Annotated in this window: 19 protein-coding genes and 1 pseudogene; 15 read left to right on the forward strand and 5 right to left on the reverse strand. The window is 75.0% G+C overall.

Features of this window, described 5'->3' with window-relative positions; translation table 11 throughout:
* Positions 1–247: 247 nt before the first annotated feature.
* The 8 genes from IAG43_RS01920 (at position 248) to IAG43_RS01955 (ending at position 8,127) form a co-directional block, all read left to right on the forward strand.
* Positions 248–1,432, forward strand: a complete 1,185-nt coding sequence (locus tag IAG43_RS01920; RefSeq protein WP_187739004.1) for a zinc-dependent alcohol dehydrogenase — start codon at positions 248–250, stop codon at positions 1,430–1,432.
* Positions 1,433–1,476: 44 nt separating this feature from the next.
* Positions 1,477–2,184 carry a HemK2/MTQ2 family protein methyltransferase gene (locus IAG43_RS01925; protein ID WP_187739005.1) on the forward strand — a complete coding sequence of 236 codons (708 nt, stop codon included), beginning with the start codon at positions 1,477–1,479 and terminating at the stop codon, positions 2,182–2,184.
* Between the two features lie 19 nt (positions 2,185–2,203).
* Entirely contained in the window at positions 2,204–2,374 is a 171-nt protein-coding gene (locus IAG43_RS01930) for a CDGSH iron-sulfur domain-containing protein (RefSeq protein ID WP_187744257.1), read from the forward strand.
* Entirely contained in the window at positions 2,371–3,408 is a 1,038-nt protein-coding gene (locus tag IAG43_RS01935) for an iron-containing redox enzyme family protein (protein WP_187739006.1), read from the forward strand. The genes IAG43_RS01930 and IAG43_RS01935 overlap by 4 nt, the downstream gene beginning before the upstream one ends.
* 97 nt (positions 3,409–3,505) lie before the next feature.
* Positions 3,506–4,393: an SDR family oxidoreductase gene (locus tag IAG43_RS01940; RefSeq protein WP_187739007.1), complete on the forward strand. Its 888-nt coding sequence runs from the start codon at positions 3,506–3,508 to the stop codon at positions 4,391–4,393.
* Between the two features lie 170 nt (positions 4,394–4,563).
* The gene (locus IAG43_RS01945) at positions 4,564–5,724 is read left to right on the forward strand and encodes a mandelate racemase/muconate lactonizing enzyme family protein (protein ID WP_187744259.1); all 1,161 of its coding nucleotides are present in this window, start codon (positions 4,564–4,566) and stop codon (positions 5,722–5,724) included.
* Positions 5,721–6,737, forward strand: a complete 1,017-nt coding sequence (locus IAG43_RS01950; protein ID WP_246574030.1) for a zinc-dependent alcohol dehydrogenase — start codon at positions 5,721–5,723, stop codon at positions 6,735–6,737. The genes IAG43_RS01945 and IAG43_RS01950 overlap by 4 nt, the downstream gene beginning before the upstream one ends.
* A 424-nt stretch (positions 6,738–7,161) precedes the next feature.
* On the forward strand, positions 7,162–8,127 hold the full coding sequence (locus IAG43_RS01955; RefSeq protein WP_187739008.1) for a hypothetical protein: 966 nt from the start codon (positions 7,162–7,164) through the stop codon (positions 8,125–8,127).
* A 47-nt stretch (positions 8,128–8,174) separates the two neighbouring features.
* Here the strand turns inward: IAG43_RS01955 and arfA are convergent.
* The 3 genes and pseudogenes from arfA to IAG43_RS01970 form a co-directional block, all read right to left on the reverse strand.
* Positions 8,175–9,714: pseudogene (arfA, locus tag IAG43_RS01960) on the reverse strand (arabinosylfuranosidase ArfA).
* Between the two features lie 268 nt (positions 9,715–9,982).
* Positions 9,983–10,837 carry an SMP-30/gluconolactonase/LRE family protein gene (locus tag IAG43_RS01965; protein WP_187739009.1) on the reverse strand — a complete coding sequence of 285 codons (855 nt, stop codon included), beginning with the start codon at positions 10,835–10,837 and terminating at the stop codon, positions 9,983–9,985.
* Positions 10,834–11,607: an IclR family transcriptional regulator gene (locus tag IAG43_RS01970; protein WP_187739010.1), complete on the reverse strand. Its 774-nt coding sequence runs from the start codon at positions 11,605–11,607 to the stop codon at positions 10,834–10,836. The genes IAG43_RS01965 and IAG43_RS01970 overlap by 4 nt, the downstream gene beginning before the upstream one ends.
* A gap of 402 nt (positions 11,608–12,009) precedes the next feature.
* On the opposite strand from IAG43_RS01970, the gene IAG43_RS01975 reads away from it, so the two are divergent.
* The 6 genes from IAG43_RS01975 (at position 12,010) to IAG43_RS02000 (ending at position 20,877) form a co-directional block, all read left to right on the forward strand.
* Entirely contained in the window at positions 12,010–13,344 is a 1,335-nt protein-coding gene (locus tag IAG43_RS01975; RefSeq protein ID WP_187739011.1) for an MFS transporter, read from the forward strand.
* Between the two features lie 129 nt (positions 13,345–13,473).
* On the forward strand, positions 13,474–14,658 hold the full coding sequence (locus tag IAG43_RS01980) for a PucR family transcriptional regulator (RefSeq protein ID WP_187739012.1): 1,185 nt from the start codon (positions 13,474–13,476) through the stop codon (positions 14,656–14,658).
* Between the two features lie 374 nt (positions 14,659–15,032).
* Positions 15,033–16,517 (forward strand): long-chain-fatty-acid--CoA ligase, encoded by a 1,485-nt coding sequence (locus IAG43_RS01985; protein WP_187739013.1) that lies wholly within the window; start codon positions 15,033–15,035, stop codon positions 16,515–16,517.
* Positions 16,514–17,947 carry a carboxylesterase/lipase family protein gene (locus IAG43_RS01990; protein WP_187739014.1) on the forward strand — a complete coding sequence of 478 codons (1,434 nt, stop codon included), beginning with the start codon at positions 16,514–16,516 and terminating at the stop codon, positions 17,945–17,947. Before IAG43_RS01985 ends, IAG43_RS01990 begins: the two co-directional genes overlap by 4 nt.
* A 94-nt stretch (positions 17,948–18,041) precedes the next feature.
* Complete coding sequence (locus IAG43_RS01995; protein WP_187739015.1) at positions 18,042–18,920, forward strand: SGNH/GDSL hydrolase family protein; 879 nt, start codon at positions 18,042–18,044, stop codon at positions 18,918–18,920.
* Between the two features lie 244 nt (positions 18,921–19,164).
* A complete protein-coding gene (locus IAG43_RS02000; RefSeq protein WP_187739016.1) occupies positions 19,165–20,877 on the forward strand; it encodes a PP2C family protein-serine/threonine phosphatase in 1,713 nt (570 codons plus the stop codon).
* 85 nt (positions 20,878–20,962) lie between these two features.
* Here IAG43_RS02000 and IAG43_RS02005 read toward each other — a convergent pair whose 3' ends face one another.
* Together IAG43_RS02005 and IAG43_RS02010 are read right to left on the reverse strand one after the other, a co-directional pair.
* Complete coding sequence (locus tag IAG43_RS02005; RefSeq protein WP_187739017.1) at positions 20,963–21,979, reverse strand: MASE1 domain-containing protein; 1,017 nt, start codon at positions 21,977–21,979, stop codon at positions 20,963–20,965.
* Between the two features lie 85 nt (positions 21,980–22,064).
* The gene (locus IAG43_RS02010) at positions 22,065–22,901 is read right to left on the reverse strand and encodes a PP2C family protein-serine/threonine phosphatase (RefSeq protein ID WP_187739018.1); all 837 of its coding nucleotides are present in this window, start codon (positions 22,899–22,901) and stop codon (positions 22,065–22,067) included.
* Between the two features lie 519 nt (positions 22,902–23,420).
* Between IAG43_RS02010 and IAG43_RS02015 the strand changes: the two genes are divergently transcribed.
* Positions 23,421–23,816, forward strand: coding sequence for a hypothetical protein (locus tag IAG43_RS02015; RefSeq protein ID WP_187739019.1), 396 nt, complete (start codon positions 23,421–23,423; stop codon positions 23,814–23,816).
* Positions 23,817–23,904: the final 88 nt, after the last annotated feature.

The raw sequence follows: 23,904 nt of genomic DNA on the forward strand, positions 1-23,904 counted from the left end.
GCCTCTCCTCGGTGCTCGCCATGGTCCGACGCCGGGTACCCGCCGGCGTCCCCGACATGCGGCGACATGGCGGTCCGGCCGGCTCCGCCGTGCTCAGGACGGGTCGCCGGCGCCGACCCGGATGGTACGCAGCGGGGCGTCGCCCGCGTCCGGCCATGAAATCGGACATTCGGGGTACTCGGCGCGGTGAGACGACAGCGCCGGCGGCGAGCGCCGCCCGCGGAGGAGACCACGGCGGGACATCACCATGAAGGCTCTGACCTGGCACGGCAAGCGCGATGTGCGCGTGGACAACGTCCCCGACCCTGTGCTGAAGGACCCCACGGACGTGATCGTGAACATCACGTCCACCGGGCTGTGCGGCTCGGACCTGCACCTGTACGAGCTCCTCGGGGCCTATCTGGACCCCGGCGACATCCTCGGGCACGAGCCCATGGGCATCGTGGAGGAGACCGGGACCGACGTGACGGCACTGGCGCCGGGCGACCGGGTGGTGGTCCCGTTCAACGTGTCCTGCGGGACCTGCCACATGTGCGGCCAGGGGCTGCACTCCCAGTGCGAGACGACGCAGGTGACGGCCTACGGCAAGGGAGCCGCACTGTTCGGCTACACCAAGCTGTACGGGCAGGTGCCGGGCGGACAGGCGGAGTACCTCCGGGTGCCGTTCGGTGACCGGCTGCCCGTCAAGGTCCCGCACGGTCCTCCGGACGACCGTTTCGTCTACCTCTCCGACGTGCTGCCGACCGCCTGGCAGGCGGTGGAGTACGCGGAGGTGCCGCCGGGCGGCAGCATCGCCGTACTGGGGCTGGGCCCCATCGGCGACATGTGCACCCGGATCGCCGCCCACCGCGGCGCCGCACAGGTCATCGGCATCGACCTGGTGCCCGAGCGGCTGGCGCGCGCCAAGGCCCGCGGGGTCGAGGTGTTCGATCTGGAGAGTTACGGCGACAAGCTGGCCGAGGCCGTCCGCGACGCCACGGGGGGACGGGGCCCCGACGCCGTCATCGACGCCGTCGGCATGGAAGCGCACGGCAGCCCGGCCGCGAAGGGGGCGCAGCAGCTGACCACGCTGCTGCCCGACGCCCTGGCCGCCCGCCTCATGGAGCGGGCGGGCGTCGACCCGCTGCCCGCGCTCCGCCTCGCCGTCGACCTCGTCCGCAGGGGCGGCACCGTCTCGGTCTCCGGCGTCTACGGGGGCGCGGCCGATCCGCTGCCGCTTCTGACCATGTTCGACAAGCAGATCCAGCTCCGCATGGGGCAGGCGAACGTACGGCGCTGGACGGACGACCTGCTTCCGCTCGTCACCGAAGGCGATCCCCTCGGCGTCGAGGACTTCGCCACCCACCGGCTGCCGCTCACCGAAGCGCCCGCGGCCTACGAGATGTTCCAGAAGAAGCGGGACGGCGCCGTGAAGGTGCTGTTCCAGCCCTGACGACGCCCGAGCGAATCGCCCAAGAGCCCGAGAGGCGGATTGGTATGACGGAAACCTCGCCGCGGCCCGCCCGTACCGCGGGGCACGTCCCCGCGCACGGCCCGGAGTCCCACGGCCCGGAGGTCTACGCCCCCCAGGCCGACACCCACCTGCTCGCCGAGACGCTCCACGCGTCGCCGCCGGCACCGGGGGCGGACGTGCTCGACCTGTGCACGGGCAGCGGAGCGCTGGCCCTGGTGGCCGCCTCCTACGGCGCACGGGTCACGGCGGTCGACGTGTCGGACCGCGCGGTGGCGTCGGCCCGCATCAACTCGACCCGCGCCCGGCTGCCCGTGCGGGTGGTGCGCGGGGACCTGTTCGAGCCCGTGGCCGGCTGCCGCTTCGACCTGATCCTGTGCAACCCGCCCTATGTGCCGTCCCGTTCGGGACGCCTTCCGACGAGCGGGCGGAGCGTCGCCTGGGACGCCGGGCCCGACGGCAGGGCCGTCCTGGACCGCGTCTGCGCGGGCGCGCCGGCCCTGCTGAAGCCCGGCGGTGTGCTGCTGATCGTGCACTCGGCGCTGTGCGGCACCGTGCCGACCCTCACGAGCCTGCGGCGCCAGGGCCTGGCCGCGGAGGTCGTGTGCCGGCGGCAGGTGCCGTTCGGGCCTGTGCTGCGGTCCCGCGCGGCCTGGCTGGAGAGCCGGGGCCTCGTCGCTCCCGGCGAGACCGAGGAAGGACTGGTGATCATCCGTGCCGAACGCACCCGCTGACCCCACCCCGCCCCGGCGGATGGTGCTGACGGGCGAGGGCCCGCTGCTCGTCGACGGCCCCGTCGAACTCACCCTCGACGACGGCACGGTCGTGACGTCGGACCGCTTCAAGGTCGCCGTCTGCACCTGCCGCCGCAGCCGCACCTACCCGTGGTGCGACACCAGCCACCGCCGCAGGAGCCGCCCATGACCAGCGCCCCGGCGACAACAGTGCCCGACGCCCTGAGCGCCCCGCTGCCGGACGGCCGCGGCGAGCTGTCGGCCGGTCTGCGGGCCGCGCTGCTCGCCCCGCCCGGCGCGCCCGTGCCCGACCCGGCAGCCGCCGCGGGCGCCGACCCCCTCGGCGACGACCTGCAGCTCTCCCTGTACCTCGCCTACGAGCTGCACTACCGCGGATTCACCGGCGTCGACCCGGCCTGGGAGTGGGACCCGGGACTGCTGCGGCTGCGGGCGGCCCTGGAACGCCGCTTCCTGGATGCTCTGCGCGAGGGCACGGCGGGACATCCGGACCTGGACGCGGTGCTGGAGGGCATCCTCGTCGAACCGGTGTCGGGGACCGGCGTCTCGTACCACCTGAGCGACGAGGGCACGCTGGAGCAGATGCGCGAGTACGCGGCCCACCGCTCCCTCTACCACCTCAAGGAGGCCGACCCGCACGTCTGGGTGATCCCAAGGCTTCGCGGCAGGGCCAAGGCCGCGTTCGTCGCCGTGGAGTACGACGAGTTCGGCGGGGGCCGTGCCGAGCGGGTGCACGCGGAGCTCTTCGCGGCCCTGATGCGGGACCTCCGGCTGGACGACTCCTACGGGCGCTACGCGGACGCGGCGTCGGCCGAGATGCTGTGCACGGTGAACCTGATGTCCCTCTTCGGCCTGCACCGGGCCCTGCGGGGCGCGCTCGTGGGCCACTTCGCCGCGGTGGAGACGACGTCCTCCCCCGGGTCCCGGCGGCTGGCCCGGGCGATGCGCCGCCTGGAGGCGGGGCCGGCGGCGGAGCACTTCTACGCCGAGCACATCACCGCAGACGCGGTGCACGAACAGGTGGTGCGCCGGGAGGTGATCGGCGGGCTCCTCGACGACGAGCCCTCGCTGGCACGTGACATGGCCTTCGGAGTGGCGGCCACCGGATGGGTGGAGGACCGCTTCGGCGTGCAGCTGATGTCGGCCTGGCAGGCGGGCCGCAGCAGTCTGCGGGTCCCCCTGGACCGCGCGCCCGCCGGAGGGTGAACCGCCTCGCCGCCCCGGCGGCAGCCGTGCGAAGGCGTTCGACGACAGGCAACGGCGGCCCGTGGGGGCGGCCGTCCGACAGGGAGGAGAAGGAGACGTGACAGCGCACAGGGACGGGGACGACCCCGTCACCCGCCACCCCCGCCCCGACTTCGCGGACCAGAAGCAGTCCCCGCCGGGCTGGACGGGTCCGATGGACCCGCCGCCGGACCACGGCGAGGACTCCTACGAAGGGCATGGGCTGCTGGCGGGCCGCGTCGCGGTGGTGACCGGCGGCGACTCCGGCATCGGGCGGGCCGTCTCGCTCGCGTTCGCCCGCGAGGGGGCCGATGTGGTCCTCACCCATCTGGCCGAGGAGAAACAGGAGGCGGCCGAGACGGTGAGGCTTGTGGAGGAGGCCGGGCGCAGCGCGCTGGCCGTCGAGTGCGACATCCGCTTCGAGGAGAACTGCGACGCGCTGATCGAGGCCGCCGTCGACCGGTTCGGCGCGATCGATGTGCTGGTCAACAACGCGGCCTACCAGATGTCGCAGCCAGGGGGCATCGAGGACATCGGCACGGAGCAGTTCGACCGGGTGGTGCGGACCAACCTCTACGGCATGTTCTGGCTGTCGAAGAAGGCGCTCCCGCACATCCCGCGGGGCGGGTCCGTCATCAACACCACGTCCGTGCAGGCGTACAAACCCAGCCCGCACCTTCTCGACTACGCGACGACGAAGGGCGCGATCGTCACCTTCACCCAGGGCCTGGCGCAGATGGTCGCCGAACGGGGTGTCCGGGTCAACGCGGTGGCGCCCGGCCCGGTATGGACCCCGCTCATTCCCGCGACCATGCCGGACACCACCGAGTTCGGCAAGCAGTCCCCGCTCGGGCGCCCCGCGCAGCCCGCGGAGATGGCGCCCGCGTACGTCTTCCTGGCCTCACCGGCAGCGAGCTACATCACCGGGGAGATCGTCAACGCCACGGGCGGCACCCCGCTGCCCTGAGCCGCACCGCCGGCGCACACCGGTCCGGGAACCGCGCCGAGTGCGGTTCCCGGACCGGAGTGCGTGAAGACGCCGTCCGGTGCGCGCTGTTGACACCCCTCGCCGATCTCCTTACTGTCGCGACAGCATTTCGAACGGCAGTCGATATATCGAACATGGAGGCAGGCGACGTGCGCATCACGGGCATCAGCACGCATGTGATCGGAACGCCGTGGCGGAATCTGACCTATGTCCAGGTGCACACCGACGAAGGCCTCACCGGTGTCGGCGAGACCCGGATGCTGGGGCGCACGGACGCGCTGGTCGGCTATCTGCGGGAGGCGGAGGCGAACCACGTCGCCGGGTCGGACCCGTTCGCGATCGAGAACCTGGTGCGCCGGATGAAGTACGGCGACTACGGCCGGGCGGGCGAGATCGTCATGTCGGGGATCGCCTGCGTGGAGATGGCCTGCTGGGACATCAAGGGCAAGGCCCTCGGCGTCCCCGTCTGGCAACTGCTCGGCGGCCGGGTGACCGACCGGGTCAAGGCGTACGCCAACGGCTGGTACACCACCCAGCGCACCCCCGAGGCGTACCACCGGGCGGCTCTCGGGGTGATGGAGCGGGGCTACCGGGCGCTGAAGATCGACCCGTTCGGCACCGGGCACTACGAACTCTCCCACCAGGACACGCTGTACGCCGTCTCCCTGATCGAGGCGGTGCGCGACGCGATCGGGCCGGACGCCGAGCTGATGCTGGAGATGCACGGCCGCTTCTCCCCCTCCACCGCGGTGCGGCTCGCCCGTGAACTCGCGCCCTACCGCCCGGCCTGGCTGGAGGAGCCGGTGCCGCCGGAGAACCTCGCCGCGCTGAAGAAGGTCGCCGACAAGGTCGACCTGCCGGTGGCGACCGGTGAACGCATCCACGACCGGATCGAGTTCCGCGAACTGTTCGAGTCCCAGGCCGCCGACATCCTCCAGCCCGACGTCGGCCACATCGGCGGCATCCTGGAGACCCGCAAGCTGGCCGCCACCGCCGAGACCCACTACATGCTCGTCGCCCCGCACAACGTGGGCGGCCCGGTCCTGACGGCGGCCTCGCTCCAGGTCGGCTTCTCGACGCCGAACTTCAAGATCCTGGAGCACTTCAACGACTTCGCCGACGCCGAGATCAAGGATGTGGTGAAGGGCGCGCCGGAGGTCGTCGACGGGCACTTCGAGCTGTCCCACGCCCCGGGCCTGGGCGTCGAGTTCGACGCCGAGGCGGCTGCCGCGTTCCCGCAGCAGCAGGCGCGCTTCGACCTGTGGGCCGAGGGCTGGGAGAAGCGCGACCCGACGGGCGGCCGGCGGTGACCGCCGGCCGGGCCGTGGTGGTGGAGGGGCCCGGCGTGTTCCGGCTGGTGCCCCACACACCGCGCCCGCCCGGTCCGGGCGAGGCGCAGGTCCGCGTCCAGGCGGTCGGGATCTGCGGCAGCGACCGCGAGGTGTTCCAGGGCAGCCGGCCGGAGGGGTACGTCCGTTACCCCCTCACGCCCGGCCACGAGTGGTCGGGCACGGTCGCCGCGGTCGGCGACGGGGTGCCGGCCGCCCTGGTCGGCCGCAGGACGGTGGGCGAGGGGTTCCGCAACTGCCAGGTGTGCGAACGCTGCCACGCCGGTGAGACCACCCTGTGCGGCGCCGGCTACGAGGAGACCGGCTTCACCCTGCCCGGCGCCATGGCGCCGACCCTGACGCTCCCGGCACGGCTGCTGCACCTGCTGCCGGACGACGCCGATCCGACGGCGGCGGCGCTGCTGGAGCCGGCCGCGTGCGTGGCGGCGGCCGCCCTGCGTGCCGCCGTCCGGCCCGGCCAGCGGGTCGCCGTGGTCGGCGACGGGACCCTCGGGATGCTGGCGGCGCAGCTCCTGGCGGCGTCCTCACCGGCCGAGCTGCTGATGGTGGGACCGGACCCCGGCAGGTCCGGGCTCGCCAGGACCATGGGGGCGACCGCCTTCAGGACCCCGGACGAAGCGGTCGGCGAGGCCGGCCGCTACGACACGGTGGTCGAGGCGGCCGGCGCCCCGGCCACCGCGCGCGCCGCGGCCGCCCTGCTGCGGCGCGGCGGGCGCCTCGTGCTCACCGGCATCCCCGCCGCGGGGGCCGCCGGACTGGACCCGACCGACCTCGTGGTGCGGCAGCTGGAGGTGCGCACGGTGTTCGGGGCGACGCCGGCGGCCTGGTCGCACGCGGTGGGCGCGTTCGCCGCCGGACTGCTGACGCCGCTGCCGCTGGTGACGCACGAGCTGCCGCTCGATGCGTTCGAGCAGGCGATCGCGCTGGTGGGGTCCGGCGACCCGGACGTCGGCAAGGTCCTGCTGCGGCCGTGACCCGGGGCGGGACCGGGCGGCCCGCCGCACTCCCCCTCTCACGCGCCGCGGCACCCGGAGGGCGGGGCGCGGTTCCACCCGGGGCGCCTTCGCCCACCCCGGGCGCCGAACGCCGTCCGACATCCCGAACAGCGGTGGGGCGGGGGGGGCGGGCCGGAGACCTCGCCGCCGAACCCGACCCGTCGCACCCGCGCCGCCCACTCCGCCGTGCACAACCCCGACGCCGCCCCGCAGAGCCCGCCGCCCACCCGCCGTACAACACCCGACCCGCACCACCCCCAGCACCCGCACCACCACCCGCACCCGCACCCACACCCACCCGCATCGAACGACCGCTCTCCCGAAGGGCCGCCGCTGCTCCGGCCGGCGGCCGCGCCCGCACCGGACGACCGCCGTCCCGCCGCCATCACCCGCGAGGAGTCCCATGCCCCCGTCTTCCACGCCGCGCCGCCCCGGCGAGCCCGCGCTCGCCGCACTCGGCCTCAGCGGCCCGGAGCCCGACCCCGCCGACGCGTCCCCGCACACCTTCCCCGACGGCGGCCGCTGGCGGGTGGAGATCCCGTCCGTCGAAGGCCCCGAGGCGCTGTCCGCGGTGCTCGCCGAGGCCGCGGCGCTCGACGTCCCGGTTCACCGCGTCAGCCAGGGCAGCGGCGTCTGGATGCTGACCGACGCCGAGATCTCCGAGATGGTGTCGGCCACCGCCGAACGCGACGTCGAGCTGTGCCTGTTCACCGGACCGCGCGGCACCTGGGACACCGGCGCCGCCACCCGGACCGACTCGGGCGGCGGCGGGCTCCGCGCCCGCGGGCACGACGCGGTCGCCGGCTGCGTCGAGGACGCGGTGCGGGCGACCTCGCTCGGCGTGGGCTGCCTGCTGGTCGCGGACGAGGGAGTGCTGTGGACGCTGCACCGGGCGAGGACCCGGGGCATCATCCCGGCGGACACCACGCTCAAGGTCTCCGCGCTGATCGGGCCGGTCAACCCGGCGGCCTACGCGGTCCACGAGGGCCTCGGCGCTGATTCTCTCAACGTGCCCAGCGATCTCACCCTCCAGCACCTGACCGAGATCCGGCGGGTCAGCCGGGCGCCGATGGACATGTACGTGGAGGCACCGGACGACCTCGGCGGCTACGTGCGGATGTACGAGGTGGCCGAGTTGATCCGGCGCGGCGCGCCGCTCTACCTCAAGTTCGGTCTGGCGAAGGCCCCTTCCGTCTACCCCTCCGGCCTGCATCTGCGCGGGACCGTGCTGAGCACCGCCCGGGAGCGGGTGCGCCGCGGACGGCTGGTGCTGGACCTGCTGGCGCGGCACGGCGCGGACGGCGGCATGTCCCCGCTCGGCTCCCGGCTGCCCGGCGCACTGCGCCGCTTCACGGACCCGGCCGGCTGACCGCGGGCGCCGGGGGCCGCCCCCGGCGCCCGCGGACGCGGCGGGTGTCAGGCGCCGCGCGCCAGGCGGATCACGTTCCACGACAGGGGTTCGAGGGTGACCTCGAGCGTCCCCGACGCGATCACCGCGCCCTCGCCCTCGTGCGGTGCGACGCGGCCGGGGTCGGCGAGGGTGTTGCGGGCGTCCGGGTCCGCGTCCGCGAGCACGCTGTGCCCGACCACCGTGTCCACCTCCAGTCCGCCCAGCCGGACGCGCAGCGGCAGGGGCCCGAGACGGCTGCGGTTGACCGCGAACACGGTGACGGCACCGGTCCCGGGGTCCCGTACGGCGGTGGCGTGCAGCAGCGGCACCTCGCCGTGGCGGGCGGTCTCGTGGGTCGGCGAGTCGACCCGCACGTCGAGGACCTCGCCCCTCCCGTACCGGGACGCCTGGGCGAAGGGGAAGAACGTCGTCTGCCGCCACGCCGGCCCGCCGGGCTCGGTCATGATCGGCGCGATCACGTTGACCAGCTGCGCGAGGCAGGCGACGGTCACCCGGTCGGCGTGCCGCAGCAGCGCGATCAGCAGCGAGCCGACGACCACCGCGTCGGTGACGCTGTAGCTGTCCTCCAGGAGCCTGGGCGCCTCGGGCCAGTCGAGGGGCGCGGCCTCGGACTCGGCCTGGAAGCGGCTCATGTACCAGACGTTCCACTCGTCGAAGGAGAGCTGGATCCGCTTCTTCGACTTCAGCCTGGCGCCCACGTGGTCGCAGGTGGCGACGACGTTCTCGATGAAGGACTCCATGTCGACGGCGGAGGCGAGGAAGGAGTCGCGGTCGCCGCCGTGTTCCTCGTAGTAGGCGTGCAGGGAGACGTGGTCGACGAGGTCGTACGTCTCCTCGAGCACCGTCGCCTCCCAGGCGCCGAAGGTGGGCATGGACTGGTGGGAGCTGCCGCAGGCGACGAGTTGGAGGTCCGGGTCGATCTGGCGCATGGCGCGGGCGGTCTCGGCGGCGACCCGGCCGTACTCGCGGGCCGTCTTGTGGCCGGTCTGCCAGGGGCCGTCCATCTCGTTGCCCAGGCACCACAGGCGGATGCCGTACGGCTCCGGGTCCCCGTGCGCCGCCCGGAGGTCCGACCAGGCCGTGCCCGAAGGGTGGTTGGCGTACTCCAGCAGTTCGACAGCCTCCGCGACGCCGCGGGTGCCGAGGTTGACGGCCATCATGGGCTGGGCCTGCGGGCCGGCCTTGGCGACGAAGGAGATGAACTCGCTCAGCCCGAAGCGGTTGGTCTCGGTGGACCGCCAGGCCGGGTCGAGGCGCCGGGGCCGCTCGTCGACCGGGCCCACCGAGTCCTCCCAGCGGTAGGCGGAGACGAAGTTGCCGCCGGGATAGCGGATCACGGTCACGCCGAGCGCGGACCAGGTCGAGGACGTCGGTGCGCAGGCCGTCCTCGTCGGCAGCGGGGTGGTCCGGCTCGTGGATGCCGGTGTAGACGCAGCGGCCCAGGTGTTCCACGAAGGAGCCGAAGAGCCGGGGATCGACCGTGCCGACGGTGAAGGCCGGGTCGAGGGTGAACCGGGCGGCGGGGAGCGCGGTGGCCTCGGACATGCTGTCCTCTCGGTGCGTCGGGAACATGGCGTGTGGTCGGAGCGCGGTGCGTCCGGAGCATCGGGTGCGTCCGGGACATCGGGTGCGGTCGAGCGTCCACCATCGTTCGATATATCGATCAATGCTCGCTATGCCGAACGTGACGCTATGCGCTGCCGGAACCGGGCGTCAATGCCCCCGCCGCACAGGCGGAACTGCGTCCGCCCCCGCACACGGGAACGGCGCCCGACAGAGCGGACGCCGTTCCTCCGGTGGGCCCCCGCGCACCTCAGCCCGCGAACGCCGGCTGCTCCAGCCCCTGTCCCGCGCCGGGGAGCACCAGGAGGGACCCGGACAGCGGATGCGGCCCGTCCAGGCCGGTGCGGGCCGAGGTGATGTAGAGGTCCCGCAGGCCGGCCCCGCCGAAGGCGCATGCCGTGGGCCTGCGCACCGGCAGCTCCACCACCCGGTCCAGCCGCCCGTCGGGCGTGTACCGGCGGATCGCCCCGCCGTCCCACAGCGCCACCCAGACACAGCCGTCCGCGTCGACCGCGAGTCCGTCGGGGTAGCCCGCCCCGTCCTCGACGACGGCCAGCGGCCGCCGGGTGCGCGCGAGGGGCGCGTCGCCGTCCGGCTCCAGGACGTCTATCCGCCGCGTGGGGGTGTCGATGTAGTAGACACGGCGGCCGTCCGGGCTCCAGCCCGTCCCGTTGCTGACCGTCACCGACGGGAGCAGCGGGGTCGGAGGGCCGCCGGCGTCGTACCGGGTGAGCGCCCCCGCCCCCGGCGCCTCGTCGTAGCGCATGGTGCCGGCCCACAGGGACCCGTCGGGGGCCACCGCGGCATCGTTGCCCCGCCGCCCCGGGACGGGCTCGTGGTGCAGCCAGCGAAAGGCGCCGTCGGGATCGTAGAGCCCCACGCCGTCACGGAGGTTGACCACCAGCCCGCCGCCCGCGCGGGGCTTCGCCGCGCCGACGTGCTGCGCCGTCGCCATCACGGTGCGCCGCCCGCCGGCGGGGTCCCAGGTGTGGACGCGCGAGCGCAGGATGTCCACCCATATCAGCCGCCCGGCCGCCGCGTCCCAGGTCGGCCCCTCCCCCAGCGCCGCGTCGTCGCGGACCGCCTCCTCGACGGCCCGACTCACCGCGTCCCCCGGAACCCGAGCCGTCCGGACAGCTCCCCGGCGCCCTTGACCGCCAGCTCCTCCAGCTCGGCGCGGCGCGCGTCGCTCCAGCGGATCATCGGCACCGAGACGGACAGCGCGGCGACGACGCGCCCTGTCCGGTCGCGTACCGGCGCGGCGACACAGCTGACGTCGGCGTTGGACTCCATGGTCTCCAGCGCGGTCCCGGCCGCACGGACGGCGGCGAGCTCGGTCCGCAGCCGGCCCGGGTCGGTGATGCTGTTGGGCGTCATGGCGGCCAGTTCCCCCTCCGGCGGGATCCGGGCGTCGAGCTCCGCCCCGGGCAGGGAGGCCAGCAGCATCTTGCCCACGGCGGTGCAGTGCGCCGGCAGGCTGCGGCCGGCCGCGGACACCATGCGCACCGCGTGGGTGGAGTCGACCTTGGCGATGTAGAGGACGTCGGGGCCGTCGAGCACGGCCACATGGACCGTCTCGCCGCAGGTGTCGGCGACCGTGCGGGCGACCTCCTGGCCCTCCTGGGCGAGGTCGAGCTGCTCGGCGTAGCGGCTGCCGAGCTGGTAGGTGCGCACACCGAGGCGGTACCGGCCCTGGCGCCCCTCCACGGGGACGATGTAGGAACGGGCCGCGAGGGTGGTCAGCAGCTCGTGGACGGTGGTGCGGGGCAGCTGGAGCCTGCGGACGATGTCGGGCGCGCTGAGCGTGCCGTCGCCGTCGAGGAAGAGTTCGAGGATGTCGAAGGCCCGGGTCACCGCGGGCACGAGACGTCCCATGTTGTTCCCCCTTGTTTCCGCATGTTCGGTATTTCAACAGGTGGTCGACAGGGCGAACAGCATAGCGGCGCCCCGCCCGTCCGGGGAGATCACCGGAGGGATCGCCGGGGAGATCGCCGACGAGAGCCAGAGCCGTCTCCGGGACCCGGTCGGGACCCCGTCGGGACCCGTTCGGGGCGGCGGTCCGGCGGGACAGCCGGCCCGCGCCGGAGGCGTCCGTCGTGCCACTGCCCATCGGCCCGCGGCGCACGGTAGGCACCTGCACATGGCCGGAGGTCACGGCCGTCGCCGATGCTGACATCCATCGGCGACGTGCCCCTGCCGCCCCACGCAGCGAGGTCGCGCCCCAGCCTCCCTACTGCCTGCTTGCTGCGCACACCCGTGCCGCGGGAAAGGACAGCCATGCCCCATCCCCTCGACGCGGTGCACGAGACCGCGACCCGCAAGGCGATCCGGCGCCTGCTGCCCGTGATGGGTCTGGCGTACTTCATGTCGTACGTCGACCGCACCAACGTCGCGCTCGCCAAGACCCAGCTGGAGGCGGACGTCGGCATCAGCGCCGCCGCGTACGGACTGGGCGCGGGCGTGTTCTTCCTGAGCTACGCCCTGCTGGAGGTGCCCAGCAACCTGGTGCTCTACAAGGTGGGCGCCCGGGCCTGGATCGCGCGGATCGCGGTGACCTGGGGTCTGGTCTCCGCGGCGATGATGTTCGTGCAGGGGCCCGTCTCGTTCTACGTGCTGCGGTTCGCGCTCGGCGCCGCCGAGGCCGGGCTGTACCCCGCGCTCATGTACATGGTCACCCTCTGGTTCTCGCAGCGGCACCGGGTCACCGTCGTCGGTCTCATCTACACCGCGCCCGCCGCCGCGACCGTGCTGGGCGCCCCGGCGGGCGGCGGGCTGATGAGCCTCGACGGCGTCGCCGGTCTCCACGGATGGCAGTGGATGTTCCTGGTCGAGGGCCTGGTCACGGTGGCCGTCGGCGTGCTCGTGTGGTGTGCGCTGCCGAGCCGCCCCGAGGACGCGCGCTGGCTCACGCCCGCCGAGGCGGCCGTGCTCACCGAACGCGCCGCCGGCACGGGGACGTCACCCCACCGGCTGCGCGGCAACCTCGGGCTCGCCTTCGGACGCCCGGTCGTGCTGCTGCTCGCGGCGACCTACTTCGTCAACCAGCTCGTCTCGTCCGCCGTCGGCTTCAACCTGCCCTCGATCGTGGAGGGGCTCGGGGTGTCGGGGCCGATGAACATCGGCCTGGTGACCGGCAGCATGGGCCTGGCCGTCCTCGCCGGTGTGCTGTTCTTCCCGTGGCTGCACGGCCGCATCGGCAACGACACCGGCCTGATCGTCCTGTGCGCGGCCGCCGGGACGGCGCTCATGGGCGCGTACCTGGTGACGGGGTGGGTGCCGGGACGGTTCGCCCTGCTGTTCACCGCCCAGTTCTTCCTGATGGGCACCCTGCCGCTGTTCTGGTCCGTGGCGATGTCGCGGATGTCCGGTCTGATGGCCGCGGTGGGCCTCGCCTTCATCAACACCGTCGGACTGCTCGGCGGATTCTTCGGCCCGTTCGTCTTCGGCATGATCGAGAGCCGGACCGGCAGCGACCGGGCCCCGTTCGTCTTCGTCGTACTGGTGGGCCTGGTGGGCATCGCGCTGGCCGCCGCGCTGCGGCGGACCGTCGCCCGCGAGGACGCCGCCGCACCGGCGCCCGTCCCCGCTCCCGCTCATGCTCCCGCCGACTGAGCCGCCGTCGCGGCGGCGCGCCCGGCCCGCCGCCGCGACGGCCCCACTGTGCCGTTGCCCAAGGGCGCCCCGCGCCCTGTGGGCAACGGCACGCGTCGCACGGGCGGTCCGCGTGCATATCCTGCGGCCATGAACGAGGAGCCGGCGCTGCGCCGAGAACTGGCGGCGACGCTGCTCGCCGACATCGACGGCCTGATCGAACAGCTCGCCGCCGACATCTGCGCGCACAGCGCCGCCTACGCCAGCGGAAGCCCCGTCTCCCAGGACGACCTGCGGGTGACGCTCCGGGGCAACATGGAGCTGGCGCTGCGCGAGTTCGGCGGGATGCGCGCCGACGCCGGCCGTTTCGAGGCGGTCGCCGCCGAGAACGGCAGGCTCCGTGCCGAGCAGGGCATGCCGCTGGCCACGGTGCTCCAGGCGTACCGGCGCGGCGGCCGGGTGCTCTGGCAGGCGATGGCCGACTGGATGCGCGACCGCTCGCCCGCGCAGCAGCGCCTGGTGGGCGACATGGCCGGGGCCGTGTGGGAGACCATCGACCGGTTCTCCTCCGCCATGGCCGACGCCTACCGGCTGCGCACCCTGGAACTCCAGCACCGTGAGGCGTCCCGTCGCGGCGCGCTCTTCGAGGCCCTGCTGGACGGCCGCGCCGACGACCCGGCGGTGGCGGCGGCCGCCGCCACGGCGCTCGGCGTCCCGCGGCAGGACCGCTACGCCGTCGTCGTCATCGCGCAGGACACCCACGACCCGTCCTCACCGCCCGACCCGGGGCCCGCGCTGGAGACCCGGGGCCTGTGGTCCTACTGGCGGCCCCGGGCGGGGACCGTCGCCGGACTCGTCCGCGTGAGGACGTACGGTCCCGCCGACCTCGCGGACCTGCTGCGCGCCCAGGGCGTCCGGCGGGCCGGGATCTCGCCCGCCTTCGAGAGCCTCGCCGACGCCGCGCAGGGTGTGCGGCTCGCGCGCCGGGCGCTCGACACCCTGCCCCCGGGCAGCGGTCAGGTGGCCTGCCTCGACGAGCGGCTGGTGCACGCCGCGCTCGGCGCGGAACCCGAGATCGCCGACCGTCTGGCGGCCCGCTACCTCGACGGCGTGCTGCGCAGCGGCGCGGAACGCCAGGTGCTGCTGGACACGCTGCGGGTATGGCTCGACTCGGGCTGCTCGGCGTCGGCGGCCGCCGCGGCGCTCTTCTGCCACCGCAACACCATCCTCAACCGGGTCGGCCGCGTCGCCGAACTGAGCGGCTGGCCCGCCGACTCCGGTGAGGCCCGCCTGGGCTGGGCACTGGCGCTGCGCGCCCTGGAACTGGAGCACTGAGGAACCGGCGCCCGCCCCGGGGCCGGGCTCCGGCGGGCCCGCGGCTCCCCGGTTTCCGGCCCCGATCGCGGCACCGCGACCCACGCACCGACACGGCCCCGCCCTCTCGGCAGCTGCCCAGGGCGCCCCGACGCCGGAGCCGGACCGGCAGGCCGACCTCCGAGGTCTCCGGCGACACCCCGTCCCCACCGCGGCCGCCCCCGCCAAGGCCGCCCTCACCGAGGTCTCCGGCGACACCCCGCCCCGCCCGCGCCCGCCGGGCCGCTGCCCACCGGGGGCGGCCCGGCGCTGGGCAGTCGCCCATGGTCCCCGGGCGCGGACGTACCGGAAGCTGAGGCGGCCGCACCACCGTCCGTCCGTGCAAGGGAGCCGCCGTGCAGCTCAGCGTCGCCACCATCCTGCGGGAGTCCGCCGCCCGCCACCCCGACCGGACCGCGGTCGTCGACGGCGACCTCCGCATCGGCTACCGCGAACTGTGGAGCGACGCGCTCCGCTTCGCCGGCCGGCTGCGCGCCCACGGCATCCGGCCGGGCGACCGGGTGGCGCTGCTCCTGCCCAACACCGCCGACTTCCCCCGCGCGTACTACGGCGCCCTCGCCGCGGGCGCCGTCGTCGTGCCCGTCCACGCGCTGCTCGTCGCCGACGAGGTGGCGTACGTCCTGCGGCACAGCGGCTGCCGCGCCGTCGTCACGGCCGGCGCGCTGCGCGAGGTGGCCGAGGCAGCGGCGGAGCGGACCGGCACCCAGGTGCTGGACGTCGTGTGCGAGGGGGATCCGCTGGAACGGGCGGAGCCCGCCGCCCCCGGCGACACCGCCGTGATCCTCTACACCAGCGGCACCACCGGCCGCCCGAAGGGCGCCCTGCTCACCCACGCCAACCTCGTGCTGAACGCGACCGTCTGCGCCCAGGACCTCTTCGCCCTGACCCCCGGAGACGTGATCCTCGGCTGCCTGCCGCTCTTCCACAGCTTCGGCCAGTCCTGCGCCATGAACGCCGCTCTGCGCGCGGGCGCGGCCCTGGTGCTGTGCCCGCGCTTCACCGGGCGCGGCGCCCTCGACCTGATGGCGGCGGAGGGCGTGACGGTGTTCATGGGCGTGCCCACGATGTACCACGCCCTCACCGAGGAGGCCGGCGCGTCCGGCGGCCGGCCGGCTGCCCTGCGGCTGGCCGTCTCCGGCGGCGCGGCCCTGCCCACCGCGCTCCTGGAGCGCTTCGAGGCCGCCTTCGGCACCCCGGTCCTGGAAGGCTACGGGCTCACCGAGACCTCCCCGGCCGCCACCTTCAACCAGCTGTCCACCGGCCGCCGTCCGGGCACGGTCGGCCACCCCATCTGGGGTGTGGAGGCCGCGGTGGCCGACGCCGGCACCGAGGACCGCACGGTGCTGCTGCCCCCGGGCAGCACCGGCGAGGTCGTGGTGCGCGGGCACAACGTCTTCGCCGGCTACCTCGACGACCCCGAGGCGACCGCGGCCGCCGTGGTCGACGGCTGGTTCCGCACCGGCGACATCGGCGTGCAGGACGCCGACGGATTCCTGAGCATCGTCGACCGCAAGAAGGACCTCATCATCCGGGGCGGCTTCAACGTCTACCCGCGCGAGGTCGAGGAGACCCTGGCCCGGCACCCCGCCGTGGCGCAGGTCAGCGTCCTCGGCCTGCCCGACGCGGAGAAGGGGGAGGAGATATGCGCCGCGGTCGTCCTGCGCCCGGGAGCGCGGACGACACCCGAGGACATCGTCGGCTGGGCCCGGGAACGGCTCGGCAGGCACAAGTACCCGCGCGTCGTGCGGATGGTGGACGCGCTGCCGCTCGGCCCCAGCGGCAAGGTCCTCAAGCGCGCGCTGCGGGAGACCTGCGCATGAGGCTGGTCGCCACCACGGCCGGCACGGTGCGCGGGGCCGACGAGGACGGTGTCGCCGTCTTCCGCGGCATCCCGTACGCCGCCGCCCCGGTGGGGCCGCTGCGGTTCGCCCCGCCGGCCCCCGTCCCGCCGTGGGACGGGGTGCGGGAGGCCGTCGCCTTCGGCCCCACCGCCCCCAAGAACCCCTACGCTCCTCCGCTGGACGCCCTGCTGCCCGATCCCGACGTGCCCGGGGACGCCTGCCTCAACCTGAACGTCTGGACCGGCGCGCCCCCCGGAGCGGGCCGGCCGGTGATGGTGTGGCTCCACGGCGGCGCCCTGCGCAACGGGTCGTCGGCGGTGCCGCTCTACGACGGCCGGGCCTTCGCCCGCGACGGCGTCGTCCTCGTCTCGCTCAACTACCGCCTCGGGATCGAGGGTTTCGGCGTCTTCCCCGACGCGCCCGCCAACCTCGGGCTCCGCGACCAGCTCGCCGCCCTCGGCTGGGTGCGCGACAACATCCGCGGCTTCGGCGGCGACCCCGGGAACGTCACCGTCTTCGGCGAATCGGCGGGCGCCGTCTGCCTCGGGGCCCTGCTGGCGAGCCCCCGTTCCCGGGGTCTGCTGCGGCGGGCCGTGCTCCAGAGCGGCGCCCCCGCGGCGGCGGCGCCCGGGAAGGCCGCGCGGACCACGGCCGCGATGGCCCGGCACCTCGGCGTGGAGCCCACGGCGGAGGCGTTCGCCCGGGTGGACCGCGCACGGCTGCTCGCCGCCCAGCGTGCCGCGACGGCGAAGGGCACTCCGCTGACCGGCGGCCGGGGCTTCCACATCGTGGTCGACGGCGACCTCGTGCCGGAGGACCCGGCCGCCGCACTCGCCGGGGGCGCGGCCGGCGACGTGGACGTGCTGATGGGCGGCAACACGGAGGAGTACCGGCTGTGGTTCGTGCCCACCGGTCTCGCCGACCGCGTCGGCCGCACGGCTCTGCGGCTGGCGCTGCTGCGGCACGGAGCCCCGTGGCGCACCCCGCGCGTCTACCGTGCGGGCCGGCCCGGGGCCTCGCCCGGGGAGATCCTCGGCGCCGTCGCCACCGACGTCGTGCTGCGGGTGCCGCAGGGCCGCCTGGCGGACGCGCGGACACAGGGGCGGGGACGCACCTTCCTCTACGAGTTCGGCTGGCGGTCCCCGGTGCAGGGGCTCGGCGCCTGCCACGCGCTGGAGATCGGCTTCGTCTTCGACACCCTCGGCACTGAGGACAGCCGTCTGCTGGCCGGCGACGCGGCACCCCGCTCCCTCGCGCGGGCGATGCACCGCGCCTGGATCGACTTCGCGACGCACGGCGACCCGGGCTGGCCGCGGTGGGACGCGGGCCGCCCCGTCATGACCTTCGGCGCCGAGGGGGCTCACGTCGTGCACGCGCCCCGGGAGGCGGAACGCCGCCTCTGGTCCTAGCGCGCCGGAGCCGCACACGGCACGGACCGCACCACCCGCACCCGCACACGCACCCGCACGACCCACCCGTACGCAGCCACGGAAAGGCCCCTCCATGAAGGCACGCCTGCTCGCCCTGCCTGCCCTGCTCGCCCTCTGCGCCGCGGCGTTCGCCGCACCGGGCGCCGCGGCCGCCCCGGCCGCGGCGGACCGGTCCCCCCTCCGGTACGTCGCCCTCGGGGACTCGTTCGCCGCGGCACCGCTGGTCCGGCCCGCGGACCCGTCGAACCCGGCGTGCGTCCGCTCTCTGTCGGGCTATCCCCGGGTCGCGGCCGCGCTCCTCGGCGCCGACCTGACCGATGTCAGCTGCTCCGGCGCCACCGCCGACCACCTGAGCGGCCGGCAGCACCCGCGGACCGCCCCGCAGTACGAGGCGCTCTCCGCCGAGACGGACGTCGTCAGCATCACCCTCGGCGGCAACGACACGGCCCTGTTCAACCTCGCCACCGGCTGTGTGAACCTGCTGCCCGAGCCGCTCGGCCGGAGCTGCGCGGCGACGCACACGCCCGGGGGCGAGGACGTCTACGCGGCGGCCGTCGACGCATGGGCCCCGGAGTTCGACGCCGTGCTCGACACCGTCGCCCGGCGCGCGCCCCGTGCGCAGGTGTTCGTCCTCGGCTACGGCGCCTACTTCCGGCCGGGCGGGTGCTTCCCCGCCCAGCCCTTCTGGGCCCGTGACGCCGACTACGTCCAGCGCACGGTGGACCGCCTGGGCGGGGTGCTCCGCGCGTCCGCCGAACGCCACGGCGCCACCTTCGTGGACACCGCGTCCCCCGGCGCCGGCCACGACTCCTGCGCCGCCCCCGCGGACCGGTGGATCGAAGGAGCGGTGTCGACGCGTGACGCGTTCCCGCTCCACCCGAACGCCGCGGGCTCCCGCGCGTACGGCACGGCCCTCGCCGCCGCGGTCCGGGCCTCCGGCGCCGTCAGCTGACCGGACCGGCCGGCGGCGGAGCCGTCCGCCGGGACGGTTCCACCGCCGGCCGGTGTTCCCGGCGCGGCCGGCGGCCGGGACTCCGGCGGGCCGCTCGCGGGCGCGGGGCGCGCGACGCGCCCGCTGGTCCGTACGGCGGCACGACCCCGGCACACCGCACCGGACCGCGCTTACGATCGGCGCACCTGCGACCAAGACCGGCCGGGCACCGCGACCAGGCCCCCGGCCGGGGTGAGGGAACCGCATGATGCTGCCCCAGTCCCCGGACGTCGCCTCGCTCAAGGCGCTCATCCGGCGCGAGATCGAGACCCTCCGCGCCGATGTGGGCGAGGGAGCGGCCGCGGCCCCGCCGCGGGCCGACCGGGCGGTCGCCGCGGACACCGTGCCCGCATGCGCCTGCGGACTGGGGACCGGTCCCTCCCACAGCTGCAGCGACACCGGCGAAGGCCACGACCCGTGGGCCTGTCTCTGCGCCACCCTGCCGGCCGTCCCGGTCTCCGCGGCGCTGCTCTCCCCGGTGCGCGACGCGAACGGACGGATCACCGACTTCCTCGTCCGGGCCGGCAACCACGTGCGCTCCGTCGATTGGCTCCCCTCCCCCGACCAGCAGACCGGCAGCCTCTTCACGGAGGCCAGACCAGGTGTCGCGTCCTGCGGCCTGATCGACGCCCTGCGCGAGGTGGTCGAGACGGGGCGTGCGCTGACCGGCCGGGTCGTCGACCACACCGAGGAGCGCGAGGGCACGCTGCGCCGGGTGCAGCTGGTGCACTACGCGGCCTCCTGCGACGGGCAGGTCCTGACGACCTGGCACGCCGTGCGCAACCAGGCCGAGATGCTCACCATCGACGCCCAGCACCTGGCGTCGATGGGGTGGGGGCGCTGGGACCTGCTCTCGGGAGGCGTGACGTGGTCCGAGGGGATGCAGCGCATCTTCCGCAGCGATCCCGCGCTTCCGTGGACGCTGCTGGAGCTGTGCGACGCGCTCGTGCCCGCCGACGCCGGTCCGTTCGGCGAGTTCCTCTCGTCGGTGCTGGCGGGCGAGGAGCCCGCCTGGACGCGGGTGCGGTTCATGGTGCTCGGCGAGGAACGCACCGTCGACCTGCTCGGCCGGCCGGTCACCGACACCGACGGACGGTCCTGGGCGGTCCAGATCGTGGCGCACGACCTCACCCCGCAGATGCGCAGCCGCCGCAGGGTGCTCGCGAAGCAGGACGAGGCGGACCGGCTGCGGCGGCAGGCGGCGGCCGAACGGCACGTGGCCGCCACGCTGCGGGAGGCTCTGCTGCCGTCCTACTCCGAGGGGCTCGCCGATCTGGGGCTGACGGCGGCGGCCGCCTACCTGCCCGCCGAGCAGGACGCGGCGGTCGGCGGCGACTGGTTCAAGTGCCGGCCGCTGGCGGACGGCCAGGCGCTGATCGCCATCGGCGACGCCAGCGGCCACGGGCTGGAGGCCGTGGCCAGGATGGCCCAGCAGCGGTACGCGGTGGCCGGCCTGGCGCAGACCGGGGCGGACGCCGGCACGGTCACGACCTGGCTCAACGAACTGGTGGCGGGCGACTGGGCGGTCGACACCGCGACGGTCGCGATCTGCTTCTACGGGCCGGACCGGGTGCTGCGCTGGGCGAGCGCCGGGCACCCCGCTCCCCTGCTGCTGCGCGGCGAGCGCGCGTTCGATCTGCCCACCGGGCACCGGGGGCCGCTGCTGGGGGCGCTGCCCGGGCACCCGTACGAGACCGCCGAGTTCCCCGTGCTGCCGGGTGACGTGCTGCTGCTGTACACGGACGGCGTGGTGGAGCGGCGGGGACAGGACATCGAGGTGGGCCTCGACCAGCTGACGGACTCGCTGGCGGACTGCCGGGGCATGACCCCGCGGCAGGTGGTCGACCGGCTGGCCGAGGAGTACGTGCGCTCCGCCCACGACGACGACGCCTGCCTGCTGGCCGTGCGCTTCGAGTGACCGGTCCCGGGCGCCCGGACATCCGGGACCGGCGCCTTGTCGCTGAACGGGCCGGACCGTACCGGAACGGGCCTCGCGCGGCGCGTCAGCCGGGGCCGCCGTCCCCACGGCCCTGCGTGCGCGGTCCGCCGGGCAGCGGCCAGAGATGGGCCGTCTCCCCGGGGGCCAGCTGGTCGACGACGTCGGCCAGGGCGACGCAGGCCTCCTCGATCCTGCGGCGCACCGCCAGTTGTTCCGTCACGAGGGCGCCCAGCAGCAGGCCGGTGAGGGCCGCGGCACCGTTGAGGGCCTGGAGCAGGGCCATGGCCTCCAGCATCGAGCGGCCCTCGAACGGCCCCTGGCCCGACGTTGCGGCCGTCACCGCGAACACCGAGACCAGCAGGGTGCACGGAGCCGAGCCCGCGAGCTGGTAGCGCAGCGCCGCCCAGATCAGGACCGGGAACACCAGGAAGAGCAGGGCCGACTCGGTGCGGGTGGCGAACCACGCGACGCCGACGGTCACGACGGCGAGGGCCACCGCCTCGGTCCACCAGAAGTCCCGCCCCGCCACCGGACGTCCCGCACTGCGCAGCACCAGCAGCAGCGGCGTGACCACGAGGACACCCATGGCGTCGCCGGCCCACCACGCGGCCCAGATGGGCCAGAAGTCCTGGCCGGCCAGCGCACCGTTGGCGAGGAGGGTGCCCGCCCCGGCGGTCGCGCTGATCAGCATGCCGCCGAGCGCACCGAGGAAGACGAGGAGGACGCCGTCCCTGAGCCGGTCCAGGGCCGGACGGAAGTTGACGGCCCGGAGCATCAGGTACGCCGTCACGGGTGCGAGGGTGTTGCCCGCCAGGATGCCCAGGGAGTCGGTGCTCACCGTGTTGATCGTCGCGATGGTGGCCACCGCCCCGATCAGGATGCCCGGCCACGCGGACAGGCCGAGCCACAGCAGCGCGGTCAGCGCGATGCCGGTGGGCGGCCACAGGGGGGTGACGATCGCGCCGTCGACGACCACCCGCTCGGTGAAACCGATCCGGCCCCCCAGCCAGTAGGCACCGGCGACGACGAGGATGCGCAGCGCGGCTGCGGCCGGACGTCTCAGTTGCTCGCTGGCGATCACGCATGTCATCACACAACGCGGTCGGCCCGTCGTCGGCGTGACACGCGCTGCGGCTCCGATCCCGGGGCCGTCCGGACCCCGGCCCTCACCCCGGGGCGGCTCGGCCGTCCGCTCCCATGAGCACCAGGACGGCGGCGTCGTCGGTGTGCTCGGTGAGCGCGGCGACGCCCATCACGGCGGCCGCCAGCTCGCCCGCCGACGCGCCCTGCCCGACCGCGGAACCGACGAGGCCGGAGACCGCTTCGAGACCGGCCTCGATGGGGTACGCGGGCCCCTCGACGACCCCGTCGGTGACCAGGACCAGGGCGGCTCCGCGGCTGAGGCGGCGCCGGACGACCGGGTAGCTCTCGCCGGGCACGATCCCCAGCGGGACCCCGGTCTCGTCCTCGACGAGACCACAGCCGCCGGGCGAGGCCCAGACGGCCGGCACATGGCCGGCCCGCGCGCTCTCCACCACGGCGGTCGCCGGGTCGAACCTCAGGAAACTGCAGGTGGCGAAGAGTCCCTGGTCCACCGAGAGCAGCAGGTCGTTGGCACGGCGCAGGATCTCGCCGGGGTCCGTGGTGGCGGTCGCGACGGCACGCAGTCCGATGCGGATCTGGCCCATGACGGCGGCGGCCTCCACGTCGTGGCCCTGCACGTCGCCTATGGAGAGGCCGAGCGAGCCGTCGGGGAGGAGGAAGCCGTCGTACCAGTCGCCGCCGATGTCGAGTCCGTTGCGCGCCGGGGCGTACCGGGCGGCCACCTGGAGGCCCGGGACGGCGGGCAGGCGGGTGGGGAGCATGGACCGCTGGAGCGCCTCGGCCAGCTCGACGCGGGCCTTCTGGCTCTCGGCGGTCTTGCGCGCCCGTTCCGTCAGCCGGCCGAGGGCGGTGAGCAGGTCGTCGGCGGAGGCCGACCGGGGATGACGTCGCCAGGTCATGAGCCCCTCCGCGCCACCTTGTCCTCCTCCCGGCCCCGGCCCCGCTCCGCGGACGCGGGCCGGCCGGCAGGCTCACACGGCCCGCACCCAGTCTATTTCCGCCCGGTTCGTCCCGCCGGGCGGAGGGATGGCGGCCCGTCCGGGGCCGGAGATTCACGGCCTGCCGCCGGCCGTCCGGGCGCGGGGGCGGGGGCGCGAGGCGCGCGGGACCGATGCAGGCATACGCAGGGACGGGCACGGTGCGCCGACCCGGTGCGGGAGCGCCGCACCGGAGAGGTGACTGCGAACGGCGGCCCCCAGGGGTGCACACCCCCTCGCCCCCTCGCCCCCGCAGCCGGCTGCACGGCTCGCGCCTTCCCGGGCCGGGAAGTCCCGTGAAGGCCGTGCGACCGCCCGGTGCGCGTCCGCCACCGTCGCACGCGAAGGGCACCCGCGCGCCGGGCGGAGTGAGTACCCCGACCGGCCGGGGTGAGTATTCCGGCCGATTTCCGCTCCCCGCCGGGCTGGTCGGATGGGGGCATGACCTCCGAAGCCCTCCGGCCCACCCGACTGCGGCGGATGACCGCCACCGGCACGGTGCTCGCCGGTGTCCTGCTGCCGCTCGCCGCGGGCGTCCTGCTCGCCCGCAGCGTCGGCGCGGACCCGCTGGCGCCGGTGAACACGCTGATCACCTCGGGTGCCCAGCGGGCCGCCGCCCGGCAGCCGCAGCTGCGCGGACACCGCCGGCGCGCACTGCTCGGCGGGGCCCCGGGGATGCGGGAGGCGGCGGAGCGGATCCGTCCCGCCGCATCCCGCTGCGCGGGCGCCCTCGCCCGTGTCCGCCCCGGCGCCGCCGGGAGCGCCGGGCGTCTCGCCGTCGGACCGCGACCGGCCGGAGCGGGGCGCGGTCGCACCCGGACACGACAGGCGCAGTGACCGCCGCGCGTGCCGATGGGAGACACAACCGGCGGGCTGACCGGCGCGCGGCGCGGCCGTCGGCGGACACCGGAAGCGGGGTGACCGC

This window comes from Streptomyces genisteinicus, assembly GCF_014489615.1.
Lineage (GTDB): Bacteria > Actinomycetota > Actinomycetes > Streptomycetales > Streptomycetaceae > Streptomyces > Streptomyces genisteinicus.